The sequence below is a fragment of the Dyella sp. KRB-257 genome (assembly GCF_049445995.1).
Taxonomy (GTDB): domain Bacteria; phylum Pseudomonadota; class Gammaproteobacteria; order Xanthomonadales; family Rhodanobacteraceae; genus Dyella_A.
Genome location: NZ_JBMSDZ010000018.1, coordinates 1 through 13,180, shown reverse-complemented (window position 1 = coordinate 13,180; position 13,180 = coordinate 1). Strand labels below are relative to the sequence as shown.

Sequence of the window (13,180 nt, the reverse complement as noted above, 5' to 3'; positions counted from 1 at the left end):
TCGGGCAGTCGCGGAGAGGATCAAGGCGCGCGGCGCGGTCATGTGCCCAGGTCCTCGACGTACAGGTTGATCCCCTGCAGCTTCCACTTCGAACCACCGGCGAAGGTGATGCGCACGCTCATGCTGGGGGCGACCACCGGCAGCGGGATGATCATCCCCGGCACGGTGTCGGGCGGTACCGCGAAGTCCGTCGTGAAAGTACCGGTGTTCGACTGGTCGTAACCGATCGCCACGCTGGGCGAGCCGACCGCCACCAGGTCGAAGCCGACCAGCATCTTGTTCTCGCCCGGCGGCCCCATGTCGAGCCACGGCGTCTGCACGATGCCGCCGAAGGTGACCTCGCGCGGATCGCTGGCGTAGTCGGTCACCGCGGTGCTGTCGTAGGCCAGCACGTCATCGCCGCTTCGAATCAGTAGCGTCTTGTCCTGAGTCGCGAAGTTGTCGATCCGGAACGGGAACAGGTAGCGGCTCCACTTTCCGGCCTGCCCTACCCTGTTGATGGTGTAGACGAAAACTTCGGTCGATTCAGGCGGCCCGGCAATGGGGAAGGCAAGCCAGTACTGGCCGAGCGCCGGCAGGTAGGTCGCCAGCGGATCATCATCGGAGGCGAGCGATTCCAGGTAGGGAAGCACCAGGTCATCAATCGGCATGCCGACATCACCAGCCTCGAGATTCGTCGATGCTGCTGCGATGCCAACGGATCGAACGCCCTCTGAAGTCAGGAACAGCAAATCGGTGGATACCGGCGACGTGGCACGACGGTAGTTGCAGGCCAGCGGCATGGCGTCCAGCAGCGAGCTGTTCGCCGGATCGGTGTCGACCTGCCACATCTGGAAGCCTTCGGCATTGAACGGCACCAGGTTCGATCGGTACAGGTCCATGGCCGCAACGGGGTTCGACCCGTAGGTGTTCATGCCGAACGGCAGGAAGCCGGCGTCATCGGCCGTCGACCAGTCTTTCGGGTTGACTGTCGCGCTGTAGCGCACGATGTCGTCGTCGCCGGCGTACACCTTGCCGGCGGCGATCTGCACGATCTTCGATTGTGGGCAGTTGGTGTCGGTGATCTGCGCGGTGGAGGCGACCCAGTCGATGGTGCCGTCGCGCACGCTGGCTCCCGTGGCTGTCGGCCAGGTGGGCTCGGTCGCGCCCGACGTCATGATCGGGGAGGCCTTCCACACCAGCCGCGTGGCGACCACGGCTTCCCAGGTGACCTGGTTGTCCACCACCGTTTCGCCAAGTACGCCGGGCCAGGCCGGCTCGGTGCTTCCCGACTTGCCCGAGGCCGCCTGCACGGCCTTGTACGCGATGCCCAGCGGCGGACCGGCGTAGACGTAGCTGACATACACGTGATCGAACGCCACGCTGCCGCCGTGCGATCCCGTGTTGACACCCAGACCCACCTTGAACCCGGTAGCGCCATCGGGCACGCGGTCGGAGCAGGTGGAGGCAGTCCAGAAGCCACCCGTCCCATAGATCAGGTTTCCGAGCGACGCGGTCCCGACCGGCGTGCCGGTACCGTCCACCCAGATGATGTTCGTCTGCGCGCCAAGGTCATCCGTGCCGTTGTTGGTCAGCTTGGCGAACGCAGTCACGGTAACCATGTCGCCAGGGGTGCATGGGATGATCGTGTCGGAAACCAGCCGATCGGTACCGCCGCCCGAGGCGTTGGCCACGTAGGTGCCCGAGTACGGATCGAAGCTGGAGATCGCGAACAGCGTGCCTTCGTCGGTCCAGCCGGTCAGGCTGCCCGACTCGAAATCGGCGTTGGTCGGCTGCGAGGCGACCGTGATGGTGCCGCTGGCCGGAACGACCAGTGAGCCCGGCGGGTAGGTCTTGCCCGATTCCCAGGCAGGGATGGCCGTCATGGCGTGCTCCCGTCGGTCTTGTAGGTCTTGGCGCCGATCAAGTTGCCGTAGCGGGCGCTGTCGTGGCCAGTCGAGGCGGCGGTGGTGCTGGCTGGGGCCGTCGTGCCCGAGCTGTCGTCGTAGACCAGCGCGCCGCTGGATGCCGTCCAGTTAGGCTCGGAACTGCCCGACTTGGCGGGCGAGCCAGTGGCGTCGACCACGGTGTATTCGTAGCCGTTGTACTGCGACGGCTGCACCACGTCGCCGATCGCATACGTGGTATCCGGCGACCACGCCGGCGGGTTGCTCTGGCTGGTGGGTGTGTAGACGAACCCGTTGATCGTCGTCGGCCGCACGGTGTCGCCGATCTTGTAGAACGTGCTGGCCTGCCAGGCGTTGTTCGCCTCGAGGTAGTAGTGGAACACCTTCCCGTCGCTGAATTCGGCGACCACGTACAGATAGCCTAGGAACGGCTTGGCGAAGTGGATCGCCACCAGCGTGCCGGCGAAAGCCGGGTCCGGGTGGATCAGGATGTCGACCACGTAGTCGGTGCTGCCCGGGTCGATCGCCGACATCGCGAACACGTGCCGCTTGCCCTTGAAGATGCACAGCCCTTTCGTACCAGCCGGAAGCGTGTGCTGCACGCGCGTGCCGAACCGGCTGACCGGTGCGCCGGCGGCGTTGATGTAGCCGTTCACCAGGTCATATAGCGAATCGGGACGCGCGCCACCCTTTTCGCGCAGTCGCGTGATGCCTGTATTGAACGATCCGATCGGAACGCGGCGGGCCATCAGGTCACCACCTTCGGACGGATCGCCGGCTGCGCCACGGTCTCGCCGGGGATATAGCGCTTGGTCAGGTGCGTGGATGCGGTCAGGTCGCCCAGGAACGTGGTCAGTGCGGTCATGTGGTTGGCCGCATCGGGCTGCTGGTAATGGGCTTTCGCATAGGCCAGCGCGTGCAGCTTGATCGCCTGTGGGTCGATCGTGGTCACGTCGGTGTCCGCGGCAAACGGAAGCAGGCCGAAGTCGCCCTTGATGCGCAGGCGCCAGGTGCTGTCCGACGGCGGCGGGAACACCTCGATGCACTGCCGAATCTCGTAGCTGTCTGGGATGCCGACCAGGTTGGCCATGTAGCGCGTCGGCTCGATACCGCAGGCCAGCGGTCGCCACACGCTGTCGCCCAGCGAGATACCCACCCAGCGCACCCGCGACGGGTCCAGCTTCTTCGTGCAGGCGTACAGGCTCGCCGCCAGATCGTAGAAGCGCACGCCCTGCTGCAGCTGCCACGTGAACCAGCGCTCGAGGCGAAGCATGCGGAAGCGGTGGTAGAGCAGGTTCTGCGCCTCGATCGCGAAGCTGTTCAGCAGCTCGGTCATACCCGGCGGCGGCGAGGCCAGCATGGCCGCGAATCCGAGCCGCACCATCAGGTAGGTGCGGATGTCGGCCAGCGTCTCGGTTGGGTGATCGTCGTCGCAATCGCAGTTGAAGTTCGTCTGCACGTCGATCGTGACCGTGCCGGGCGTGCTCACCGTTCCGGCCACGGTGCCGGTGTACGTGAAGCTGTCCGCGCCCACGTAGCCGGCGGCCGGGGTGTAGATGATGGCGCCGGCCTGTACCGCGGCACTGCCGTGCAGCGGCTGCGTGGCGATGGCCAGGCTGTCGGGAGTGACCGGTGACCCTTGCTGCGTCACCCCGGTAGTCACCGGGTTGTTCGTGGTGTTGCTGGCCACCACCAGTGTTTCGTCGGTCGCGGCAGGGTCTGGCGTCGGTGTCAGTACGGCATCGATTTTGTAAATCGGACCATAATCCGAAAACAGCGTGAATTCGACAGCATCGCCGGCGGCAAGCGCCGCCGATGTGAAAGAGAACGTTCCGACCGCGCTGACGTCCTGCGTCCATACGGCTACCCCGTTGACCTTCAGCTGGGCAGTGTTGGTGAATCCACTGGCTCCTGGAACCTTGATGTCGAGTGAGAACGAGACCTCGTCGCCAGCGTTCGCCACGGCAGAAATCGCTGGCGCAATGCCACTGTCGTACTGGTCGAAAAATTCGTAAGTCGAACCGTTCCAGTAGGCCGGCGGCGATGCGTTAGATTCGTCCGTCCAGCGCGAAGCGGTCAGCAGGATGTTAGCCACGGGCGAACTCCAATTCGGAAGGGTTGGCGCGGCGCATCACGCGCGCTTTGCTGGTGCCGTAGAGCCTGTGCACGTAGGCGGCCGACGGCAGGTCGACCGCGTCTGTCTCCACGGCCCTCAGCTGGGCCACGTCGCCGCAGCACGTCCATCCGGTGTGATCGATCAGCCGATCGCGCCGATAGGCCACCAGGTGATGGCGTGCGGCGCCCGGGCGCAGGTGGCCGTTCTGCAGGGTGATCTCCGGCGTGCAGGCTGCTGCCACCCCGGAAAGCATCGCGTCGCGCATTTGCTCGAAGGCATGCGGGAGCAGGTAATCGTCGTCATCCACGCAGGTGACGTAGGGATGCACTCCCATCGCATAACCGGCGGCGCGCGCGCGTCCAATGTGACCCGGAACAAATCCAGCCCGGTGCAGCGCGATGGCAAAGCCCGCGCGGTCAATGGCCTCGTGCACGCTGTCCAGGCACTGGCTCACCCAGTCGCGCGGCGTGTCGGGGCTCACGATGATGTGCACGTCGAGCATGGTGTTCCTCTACGAAAAACGGCCCGACCATCAGGCCGGGCCGTTTCGGCAATCACTGCATGGGCTGGCGGTTTACTCGTCCTCGCCGCCGTCCTGACCCTTCTGGGCGTTCTTGCCCTTGCCCTTGGCCGGCTCCTGTGCGGCCGCCTCGTCGAACGGCAAACAGCTCATGCGGGCAAGCTCACGCGCCGAGCGGAACGACTTGTGGACCTGCTCCTCGTGGCCCTTGTACTTGTTCAGCAGGCGGGCGTACTCGCTGGCCGCGGTGCGATCGCCGGCGGGAAGCTCGTGCTCACCCGACTCGATCACGTCGTCCTCGCCGTGGATCTCCTGCAGGACGCGCACCTCGTAGTCGGGCACATCGAACGGGATGGCCTCGTGCGTGCGCTTGATCAGGCCCGTGACGAACAACAGCTTGGCGGCGGCCATTACTGAACCCCTTCGAGGTTCGCCGTCAGGGTGCCGGTGCCCACCGTGGTGACGTTGGTGCGGATCCACAGCGGCAGCTCGATTTCCTGACGCAGCGGCGCGTTGGCGTCGATGGTGACGATGTCGGTCCAGTTGGCGTCGGCATCGGCCGGGGCGGACGGGCCAGCCGTCGGATTGCCCTGCACCTTGATCACGCCACCGCCGGCCGGCACCGCGGCCAGATTGAGAAACGCGTTCTTGCCCTGACCGCCGGCGAAGGGCGACGTGTTGAGCAGGACGGGCGCCTGCGGGCCGGTGGCCGTGATGTCCAGCGCGGTGGCCAGGGCCAAGATCATTGCTTTGCTCATGGTCTTTTACTCCTTGGCCGGCTGCACGACGCAGCCGGCACGTGGCGGAGCCGCTCCCGATCAGGCGATCGAGAAGACGGCGTGGGCGTTGCGCTTGTTGGTGGTGATCGCGCAGTCGTTGGTCATGCCGAAGAAGTGCGTGTAGCGGTCGTACACGCGCTCCGGCTTGCGGACCATCATCCAGCGGCCCTTGAAGGGGCGCATGACGATCGCCTTGGACTGCAGGAAATAGCAGCGCTTCGCCCAGGGGTAGGTGATCACGCCCAGCACGTCATCCAGGCGATCGAAGTCCGGATCCCAGACCACCGGGACGCCGTTCCACTTGATCTCCTTGGTGGCTGGGTCCATGGTCACCTGCTGCCCGTTGGGCAGGTAGACGTTGACCGAGTGCACCGACTGGGCGTCCTTGCGCAGGGCGTCGTAGAACGCCGAGCCGCAGGGGATGAAGTCCGGCCGCATGCCGCCGTAGCGGGTGCAGGCGCGCCAGCCCTTTTCCAGCTCATCCACCAGCGTGCCGGCGGTGGCGGTGCTGATGCCCATCTTGGCGTAGTTGCGCCAGAAGGTGTAGGACGCCGCATCCAGTCCGCCGACGATGCCGGTGGTCGGATCGGTGGCGACGATCAGGTCCAGTCCCGGGAACGCCTTGCTCGACTGCGAGCCGTCCTGCAACACGTCGAGCGCCAGGTTCTCCTGCATGCCCAGCTTCAGCGTGGTCCATCCTTCCTTGATCAGGCTGACCAGCTGCGTCTTCTCGACCTGGGTGGGCTCGGCCTCGTCGTCGTCGGTCATGACGATGCCGTTGTTCGCCAGCTCGGTCTCGTTGAGCGTGAAACCGTCGTGCTGCTCGTAGTGCTGGAACGGCGCCTTGCGCGCGGTGTCCTTGCGCTTGAAGGTGACCTGGTCGTCGCCCGTGTAGCGCTGGTAGTTGCTGTCGTTGGTGATGCGCACCTTCTCGTTGAAGATGCCGTTGCTGAAGATCACCGGCTGCTTGTGGTCCATGAACCACTTCAGCGTGACGTGCGCGGTGTTGATCTGGTCCACCGGATCGCCGGTGGCGTAGCTCTCGAGCTGGTAGTTGGCACCGGCCAACAGCTGCTGGGTATTGACGGGCATCGTCGTCGTCCTCGAATGGAAAGGGCGGGCCCTTCGGCCCGTTTCTCTCCGCGTTCGAGGAGCGCGAACCCTCTTGCAGCGCTACCGGCAGCGACCCCGGCGTACAGCTATCGCGGTGCGGCCACCTGGCCGCGTGGTGTGGCGCGAAAGTGCCGCACCGCGAGGGACTGTCAAGGCCTACTGCTCGACGACGCCCTTCAACCGGTTGAGGCCCATTTCGAACGCCTCCAGGTCGGTCTTGGGCTTGGCCTGCATCGAGGCATTGATGCCGGTCGGCCTGGCCGGCATGTGCGACACCGGCGGCCGAGCATTGCTGCGGGCCGGGGCTGGCGCCGGCGCAGGTGCCGCGGCGACCGGCGGCAGGGCCGGGATCTTTGCGTAGGCCTGCTGCACGGCCGCATGCCACTGCGACGGGTGCATGGTGGTGGTGATCAGGTCCAGCGCCGGCTGCAGCAGCGGCAGCTTGCGGGCAAAGTCCGGGTCGGCCGCCTTGAGCGTGTCGTTCAGCTGCTGGATGTTGGTCAGCGCCGCGTCGCGCGCGGTGTTCCACTGCTCCTGCGTCTCGCGCCGCGTGTTCGCCTCCTGCAGGTGCTGCGCGCTGACGCGCTGGCTGATGATCTCCAGCGCCCGCTTGCGCGTGATGTCGCCCTGCTCGACCTCCTCGGCCAGATCCGGGTGCGCGGCCAGCGGGTCGACCAAGCCCGGCACCTCGCGACCGATCTTGCGGCCCAGCTCGACCACCTCGTTCAGCATGGCGTCGAACGCCACCCCCATGGCCTTGGGGTCGCCGGAGTTGACGGCCCGGATCACGTTCAGGGCGCTGCCGAACTGTTCGGGCGTGGCCGTCGAGGCCATCACCGTCTCCTCCCACTCGATCGCCCGCTGCGACGTTTCGGCCAGCTCCCTGATCTGCTCCGGACTGGTGATCTTCAGCTCGGCCAGGGCATCACGCAGCGGGGTGACCTCACGGATGGTGCCGGCCATTTCGCGGAAGCGCTCCTCGGCGCGCCCCTTCAGGCCCAGCTCCTTGACGGCCCTCTCCGTCTCCTCGTCGGGCTCGGCAGCAGCCGGCGTGGGTGCGGCAGCAGCAGGTGCAGCGGCCGGCGCATCCGCTGGGGCGGGTGCGGCAGCAGTGTCCTTGCCGTCGGCAGCCTTGGCGGCCACGTCCGCCGCGGTCTTCGGCTCGCCCGACAGCTTCTTCAGGCCCTCGTCGAACGCAGCGAGCGCGGCGGCATCGCCATCGGCGGACGGTTCTGGCGGCGGGTTGTCGGCCGCATCAGCAGCCGTGGCATCGGCGGCAGGCGCCGGCGCGGCGGCAGTCTGGGTGTCGGTCGGCGTCTCGTCCGGCGCGGGGGTGGCGGCTTGTTTGCTCATGCGGGAGCTCCTTCAGTCGGCATGGCCGGCGCGGCGGCCGGCGGAGGGTTTGCGGTGGTGGCGTGCGGTGCCTTCAGCTGAGTCGGTGCATCGCCGGGCTGCGGCAGGGATCCATTGACCATGCGCGTGACGATGTCCTCGGGGATCTGCGGCGCAGAGGCGTGGATCAGCGCGATGGCCGAGTCGCCTGTGATCACGCCACCACGCACATCGGCCAGCACCTGCGTCAGCGCCTGGATCTGCAGGCCGTTGAGCGCCGTCTCGGCAATCGGCGGCTGTGGTGGCGGCACGGGTGCCGGCGGCGTGCGCGGCGGGTCGGGCAGGAACTTGTTGGCGTCGATGCGCTCGCCCGTGGTGGCGATCGTCTCCTCGATCATGGCCTCGATGCAGTCGGCCACGTCGTCGGGCGACGAGCCGCGAAGCTTGGCCACCTGCTCGATCGCGTTCTGCAGCGGCGGCAGGATCGCGGCCCATGCCTGCCGGCGCGCCGCGGTGTTCGGCTTGCCCGTCGAGCCGGCATGGATCGACACCTTCACCAGCGACTGCAGGTCTTCGACGGTCATGCCGGTGGGCCACAGCGCCCACGGCCCAGCGATCTCCGTCACGTCGTTTTCGTCGAGCACCTGCAGCGCAACCTCGGCCGTGTAGGTGGCCAGGTCGCTCAGCATTTCGTCCAGATCGTCGCGCATGTAGCCGGTGCGCGACTCGGTGCCGTGCTGCTGGATCTCGGCCTCGGTGGCCGTCTTGGCCGTGTGGATCGACGAGGACAGCGCCTCCTGGATGCCCCAGATCATTTCCAGCTCGGCGCGGATCACGCCGGTGTCGTAGAGCGCCATGTCGACTTGGTTGTACTGGATCGGCACGATCGACTTGTCGATGGGCTCGCCGGGCCTGACCGGCTTCAGGCCCACCAGCTCACCGGTCGTTGCGCCCTCCAGCTTGGCGATCTGCTGGTCGTCGTAGTTGGTCGCGTCGAATCCGCACTTCGGGATGGCGCGCCGGCGGTGCTTGCGGTAGTTGCTGCGGATCGCGTTGTACTCGTCGAACAGCCGCTCGGACCGGGTGATCAGCGAGCGCGGATGGCGCTCGCCGTTGACGTGGCCGATGAAGTAGCCGAAGAACGGGTAGAACCGCGTCGTCGCCGGATACGGCGGGAACGGCGGCTTGGCGTAGCAGTCCATGCCCTCGAAGAACTGCACGACGGTGCTGGTGGTGCGGTCCCACACCTCCCATTTGCACAGGAAGGCTTCGCCGCTCATGGTCGAAGCTTCGCTGGTGTTGCCGGTGCTGGTGGTGAAGGCGTCGGCGTCGGCTGCGGTGGCACCCGTGTCCATCGACCCGCTGTCGCGGGCCTTGTCGGTGTCGCGCGGCTTCACGGGGTAGTAGGTAATCGCCCTGTTCATCTTGTCGGCGATGTCGGGGTGCTCGGCCTTGGCATCCTCCACCCGGTGGAACGAGCGGTGCGCCATCCACGATGCCTCGGTGTAGGACGCCAGATCGCGGCAGTCCATCGACACCTGGATGTCCTCGCCGGCCACGAAGTCGATCGCGAACCCCCTGGCCACCACGATCTCGACCTTCGCCTCCAGCCCCTCGGCCTGTCGCTTGAGCTCGGCCTCGCTGGCGTCGATGTCGGAAGCCGAGCCGTCGGCGATCTCCTTGCGCAGCTGCGCCATGCGCGCGAGGTTGTCCTGGATGTCGTTGATCTGCGCCTCGATCTCGGGGTCGCGCCCCATGCGCTGCAGCCACACCGCTTTCAGCCATCCCGGGCCGATCGTCAGCGACGAGCCGACCAGCTCCTTGGCCTGCGCCTTCAGCTTCGCCTTGCGCCAGAGCGCCGGCACGATGATCTCCAGCGTCGCGGCGAACTGCTCGGCGTTCTCGCGCATGCGCTGGTAGGGCTCCAGCAGCGTGGACACCATCTGGCGCAACTGGTCTTCGCCGGCCGCATCGGCGCCGCCGGCCCCCTGCGCACCAGCCTGCGCCAGCTCGGCCGGAGCGGGGCCGCCGGGGAGCGCTGGCGATGCACCCTGTCCGCCCTGCGTGCCAAGCAGCGAGGCGATCGCCGAGGGAAGCTGCTGGCCCGGCTGCATGCCCTTGGCAGCCATCGCTAGGATCGCCTTGTGCGGCGGCGGCTCGGTGAGCGGCGACGGCGTGACGTCGACATCCGGATCCTGCGCGTACAGGAACGATCGCATCACGTCCACGTAGCTCTGGGCGATCGGCACGTCGACCTCGAAGTGCGTCTTGTCCGCGCGGGCATAGCTGCGATCCCGGGCGTAGCGCTTGCGCGCCACCTTGTCGAACTCGCGGGCGTCGCTGATAGCCTTCTGCCATCGCTTCACGTCCGCGCACTCCTGCGCGTAGGCCTGCGTATCCTGGCCATTCGCCTGGGCGTTCGCCGTGGCGATGCCCTGCTCCAGCGGCTGGGTGTTCTCGGTGGTCATCGTGGTGGTCCTCAGTCGTAATAGCGGCGGCGGCGGATCTGTTCGCGCTCGGTCTGGCGATACAGGCCCTCGATGTGGCGGCGGCTGAACGGCTCGACGCGGTCTTCCTCGTCGTCGCTGGTTCCGTGGCCATCCAGAAGCAGATCCAGCGCGCGGCCGATCAGGCCGCAGCAATCGACCAAGTCGTCGAATCGACCTGCCGGAAAGGCGATCAGCTGGTCGATCAAGGCATCGCCGAATGGCCCCTCCTTGATGTGCACGGTCCCGGCGCTCACGCGCGCCTGGAAGCCACGCACACGGGCCAGCTTGTCGTGCACGCTGGGCAGCAGCTCGCGGGCGGCGAAATTGCGCGTGCGTCGCATCTGCCGGCGGATCTCGGGCTCGATAGCCTTCTCGATCACACCCTTCTCGCCCAGCCACAGCTGCGGCTTGTAGCGCTTGACCAGCTTCAGGCCTTCGGCGACCGCGACGTCCGAGGCGACCTGGCCGTTGAATCCGTCCTCGATCCAGATGTCGCCCTGCTCGTCGATGCCGAACGGTAGGTGCCCCGTCTTGTCGCCGGCGGCTTCCGTCACTGCGAAGTCGCTGGCTTCGTACCAGGCGCAGCCTTCGGGCGCATGCGCGAAACGGTGGAATTGGTCGCGCTTGAAATGCAGACCGTCCTCGGGCACGGGGCGCTGCTGATAGAGGCTCGACCAGGTGCGCGAGTTGGCCTTGAAGATCTTCCAGTGCCGCTCGCTGAACCATTCCGGCCAGAGGTACTCGCCGATCTGGCGGCCGAGCGGGTCGTCGGCGCTCTCGCACTGCGCAGGGATGCTCAGTACCTCCCACACCTGGCCGTCGCGGCATTCGACGGGCCCGCACTGGCCCTTGTAGTTCTCGGGCAGGATGCTGCCGGCCAGGTCCGACTCGTGCCATCGCGTCTGGATCAGGATGATCGAGGCCTTCGGCTTCAGGCGCGTCAGGAAGTCGTCGTCGTAGGCGGCGCGCGTCTTCTTCCGGATGGTCTCCGAATCCGCCTCCTCGCGGCCGGCGACCGGGTCGTCGATGATTCCCAGGTCGCAACGCGATGACGTGATGCCGCCCAGCAGGCCGGCGGCGTACAGGCCTGATCCGTTGGTCAGCTCCCACTCGTCGGCCGCGTTGCTGCCTCCCACCAGGCGCGTCTCGCGCTCCCAGATGCTCGAGTACTCGGCGCTGGCCACGATCTGCCGGGCCTTCTTGCTGGCGCGGATGATCGGCGTGCCGGCGTAGCTGGTCATCAGCACGCGGATGCCGGGGAACGCACCCATGGCCCAGGTCGGGGCGACCACGCTGCCATACGTGGATTTAGCCGAGCCCGGAGGCTCGCAGATGATCAGGCGGCCGTAGTCGGTGCGGATGCAGCGCTCGATCGCCTCCATCGTCACGATGTGGTGCTTGGCGACCTGCGTCTCGATGGGCTTGAACAGCCACTCGTCCACGTCCTCGCTCACCGGCGCGCCCGGGATCGTGATCGCCTGGCTGAACTCCACCAGCGACTGCCGTGCGCGCTTGCGCCGAAGCAGCTCGCGGGCAGCTGCGGCCGGCGTGATGCCGCCATCAGCCATCCTTGCCACCGTCTTCACCCTGATCGCGCACACCCTGTGCAGCGATCGCCAGCAGCTGCGCCTCGGTCATCTGGGTGGGCGGCGGCATCAGCGGGTTCTTCGGGTCGCCCGACAGGGTCACGCGGCGGCTATAGCGCGTGCTCCAGTTCGCCAGCAGCTTCTCCTCGGTGTAGATGATCAGCTTGTCGCGGTCGGTGTCTCCGGTCGAATCGCCGCCCTGCTTCGCCTTCTTTCCGCGCGCCGTCATGCGCATGCGCCACGCCAGCGAGTCCATGCCCTCATCGAAGGCGTCGTCAAGCTGGTTGGCGATCTCAATGTCGTCCTCGCGCCACTGATTGACCGTTCGAACCGGAATGGGGATCGCCCGGCATGCGATCGTCATCGGCTTGCCGTTGATAAGATCCTTGCAGATGCGGTCCACGATCTTCTTTCGGTCGTACTTGCGCGGCGGTGCCATGGTTCAGCCCTCCACGCTGCGGATCTTGCGCATCAGCAGCGCAGGCGCGATCTCCGCGAAGTGGGCCCGCAGGTCGTCCAGCAGGTCCTCCACCGTCGGGAAGATGGGCTTGTCGCCGCAGCCGTAGCTGCCGACGTACCAGTCCATGTGCTGGCTCACCAGCGAGGCGGTGCAGTTGGCGCCCTCGGCCAGGACGTAGACGTTGCCCTGCTCGTCGCCGAGCACAAATGTTCCGGCCACCGTCTGGTGGCGGTAGCGAGCGATGCGCGCGGCGATGATTTGCAGCAGAGGAGTCATGTCGTCGCAGGGGTCCATGCGCCCGATGGGCGTAAGCGTTCCGGCGAACCGCCGATGCGGCCCGGCGTTGGGCCGCTTGTAGGCGGCACGTATACGGCGACGCCCGGGACGATCAAGGCCGCTCAAGGCTCACGACCTCACGCGGCATGCTGGTCAGGTGCCAGGCGCCGCAGTGCGGGCAGTGGTAGGCGTGATCCTCAACCTTGATCGCGTGCCGACGGCGCCGCGACTTGCGCAGTTCCTTCAGCTTCTGCTTCGCGGATCGCTCCGAGCCGTAGCGCCGTTTCGTGCAGGGCCTCGTGGTCATGCGTTGACCTCGTAGTGGCGGCAGTGCAGATCGATCGGGAAGTGGTGGCCGCGCGGCGCGCAGCGTCCGGCGCCGGCGGCTGGGTTGATGGAATCGGGCACGTAGTGCCGGCAGCGCGCGCACGACACCGTGGCCAGGGCCGGCCGGGCTGGTCGATCCAGCTCGGCGAGCCACTGGCGCAGCTGGTGGTCGTGGGCGGCGCTGCGCGGCATGGTCAGAGCGTCAGGCGCTCGGATGATCCGGACGCGGCATTCCGGCGATGTCTGCCGCAGCGTCCGCTTTCGTCAGCACCGGCTTTGCCAGCTCGTCGCGCAGG

The 13,180-nt window shown here is 66.9% G+C and carries 14 protein-coding genes; all 14 read right to left on the bottom strand.

Annotation, left to right across the window (positions count from 1 at the left end; genetic code table 11):
* Positions 1-38: 38 nt before the first annotated feature.
* Positions 39-1,865 carry a hypothetical protein gene (locus ACO2Q2_RS13340; RefSeq protein ID WP_423256275.1) on the bottom strand — a complete coding sequence of 609 codons (1,827 nt, stop codon included), beginning with the start codon at positions 1,863-1,865 and terminating at the stop codon, positions 39-41.
* A complete protein-coding gene (locus ACO2Q2_RS13335; protein WP_423256274.1) occupies positions 1,862-2,635 on the bottom strand; it encodes a hypothetical protein in 774 nt (257 codons plus the stop codon). Before ACO2Q2_RS13335 ends, ACO2Q2_RS13340 begins: the two co-directional genes overlap by 4 nt.
* A complete protein-coding gene (locus ACO2Q2_RS13330) occupies positions 2,635-3,981 on the bottom strand; it encodes an Ig-like domain-containing protein (protein WP_423256273.1) in 1,347 nt (448 codons plus the stop codon). Before ACO2Q2_RS13330 ends, ACO2Q2_RS13335 begins: the two co-directional genes overlap by 1 nt.
* Positions 3,974-4,504, bottom strand: coding sequence for a hypothetical protein (locus ACO2Q2_RS13325; protein ID WP_423256272.1), 531 nt, complete (start codon positions 4,502-4,504; stop codon positions 3,974-3,976). Before ACO2Q2_RS13325 ends, ACO2Q2_RS13330 begins: the two co-directional genes overlap by 8 nt.
* Positions 4,505-4,576: 72 nt before the next feature.
* On the bottom strand, positions 4,577-4,933 hold the full coding sequence (locus tag ACO2Q2_RS13320) for a hypothetical protein (RefSeq protein ID WP_423256271.1): 357 nt from the start codon (positions 4,931-4,933) through the stop codon (positions 4,577-4,579).
* Positions 4,933-5,280 carry a hypothetical protein gene (locus tag ACO2Q2_RS13315; protein WP_423256270.1) on the bottom strand — a complete coding sequence of 116 codons (348 nt, stop codon included), beginning with the start codon at positions 5,278-5,280 and terminating at the stop codon, positions 4,933-4,935. The genes ACO2Q2_RS13320 and ACO2Q2_RS13315 overlap by 1 nt, the downstream gene beginning before the upstream one ends.
* Before the next feature lie 60 nt (positions 5,281-5,340).
* Positions 5,341-6,393, bottom strand: a complete 1,053-nt coding sequence (locus ACO2Q2_RS13310) for a phage major capsid protein (RefSeq protein ID WP_423256269.1) — start codon at positions 6,391-6,393, stop codon at positions 5,341-5,343.
* A 177-nt stretch (positions 6,394-6,570) separates the two neighbouring features.
* Entirely contained in the window at positions 6,571-7,767 is a 1,197-nt protein-coding gene (locus ACO2Q2_RS13305; protein WP_423256268.1) for a hypothetical protein, read from the bottom strand.
* Positions 7,764-10,214: a hypothetical protein gene (locus ACO2Q2_RS13300; RefSeq protein ID WP_423256267.1), complete on the bottom strand. Its 2,451-nt coding sequence runs from the start codon at positions 10,212-10,214 to the stop codon at positions 7,764-7,766. The genes ACO2Q2_RS13305 and ACO2Q2_RS13300 overlap by 4 nt, the downstream gene beginning before the upstream one ends.
* 11 nt (positions 10,215-10,225) lie before the next feature.
* Positions 10,226-11,803 carry a hypothetical protein gene (locus tag ACO2Q2_RS13295; protein ID WP_423256266.1) on the bottom strand — a complete coding sequence of 526 codons (1,578 nt, stop codon included), beginning with the start codon at positions 11,801-11,803 and terminating at the stop codon, positions 10,226-10,228.
* The gene (locus ACO2Q2_RS13290) at positions 11,796-12,260 is read right to left on the bottom strand and encodes a hypothetical protein (RefSeq protein ID WP_423256265.1); all 465 of its coding nucleotides are present in this window, start codon (positions 12,258-12,260) and stop codon (positions 11,796-11,798) included. Before ACO2Q2_RS13290 ends, ACO2Q2_RS13295 begins: the two co-directional genes overlap by 8 nt.
* Positions 12,261-12,263: 3 nt before the next feature.
* Positions 12,264-12,557: a hypothetical protein gene (locus ACO2Q2_RS13285; protein ID WP_423256264.1), complete on the bottom strand. Its 294-nt coding sequence runs from the start codon at positions 12,555-12,557 to the stop codon at positions 12,264-12,266.
* Between the two features lie 112 nt (positions 12,558-12,669).
* Complete coding sequence (locus ACO2Q2_RS13280) at positions 12,670-12,864, bottom strand: hypothetical protein (RefSeq protein ID WP_423256263.1); 195 nt, start codon at positions 12,862-12,864, stop codon at positions 12,670-12,672.
* Positions 12,861-13,076 carry a hypothetical protein gene (locus ACO2Q2_RS13275; protein ID WP_423256262.1) on the bottom strand — a complete coding sequence of 72 codons (216 nt, stop codon included), beginning with the start codon at positions 13,074-13,076 and terminating at the stop codon, positions 12,861-12,863. The genes ACO2Q2_RS13280 and ACO2Q2_RS13275 overlap by 4 nt, the downstream gene beginning before the upstream one ends.
* Between the last annotated feature and the right edge of the window lie 104 nt (positions 13,077-13,180).

Coding starts and splice junctions, on each gene's coding strand:
- ACO2Q2_RS13340 (WP_423256275.1), bottom strand. CDS start 1,865: ATGACGGCCATCCCTGCCTGGGAATCGGGCAAGACCTACCCGCCGGGC.
- ACO2Q2_RS13335 (WP_423256274.1), bottom strand. CDS start 2,635: ATGGCCCGCCGCGTTCCGATCGGATCGTTCAATACAGGCATCACGCGA.
- ACO2Q2_RS13325 (WP_423256272.1), bottom strand. CDS start 4,504: ATGCTCGACGTGCACATCATCGTGAGCCCCGACACGCCGCGCGACTGG.
- ACO2Q2_RS13320 (WP_423256271.1), bottom strand. CDS start 4,933: ATGGCCGCCGCCAAGCTGTTGTTCGTCACGGGCCTGATCAAGCGCACG.
- ACO2Q2_RS13315 (WP_423256270.1), bottom strand. CDS start 5,280: ATGAGCAAAGCAATGATCTTGGCCCTGGCCACCGCGCTGGACATCACG.
- ACO2Q2_RS13310 (WP_423256269.1), bottom strand. CDS start 6,393: ATGCCCGTCAATACCCAGCAGCTGTTGGCCGGTGCCAACTACCAGCTC.
- ACO2Q2_RS13305 (WP_423256268.1), bottom strand. CDS start 7,767: ATGAGCAAACAAGCCGCCACCCCCGCGCCGGACGAGACGCCGACCGAC.
- ACO2Q2_RS13300 (WP_423256267.1), bottom strand. CDS start 10,214: ATGACCACCGAGAACACCCAGCCGCTGGAGCAGGGCATCGCCACGGCG.
- ACO2Q2_RS13295 (WP_423256266.1), bottom strand. CDS start 11,803: ATGGCTGATGGCGGCATCACGCCGGCCGCAGCTGCCCGCGAGCTGCTT.
- ACO2Q2_RS13290 (WP_423256265.1), bottom strand. CDS start 12,260: ATGGCACCGCCGCGCAAGTACGACCGAAAGAAGATCGTGGACCGCATC.
- ACO2Q2_RS13285 (WP_423256264.1), bottom strand. CDS start 12,557: ATGACTCCTCTGCTGCAAATCATCGCCGCGCGCATCGCTCGCTACCGC.
- ACO2Q2_RS13280 (WP_423256263.1), bottom strand. CDS start 12,864: ATGACCACGAGGCCCTGCACGAAACGGCGCTACGGCTCGGAGCGATCC.
- ACO2Q2_RS13275 (WP_423256262.1), bottom strand. CDS start 13,076: ATGCCGCGCAGCGCCGCCCACGACCACCAGCTGCGCCAGTGGCTCGCC.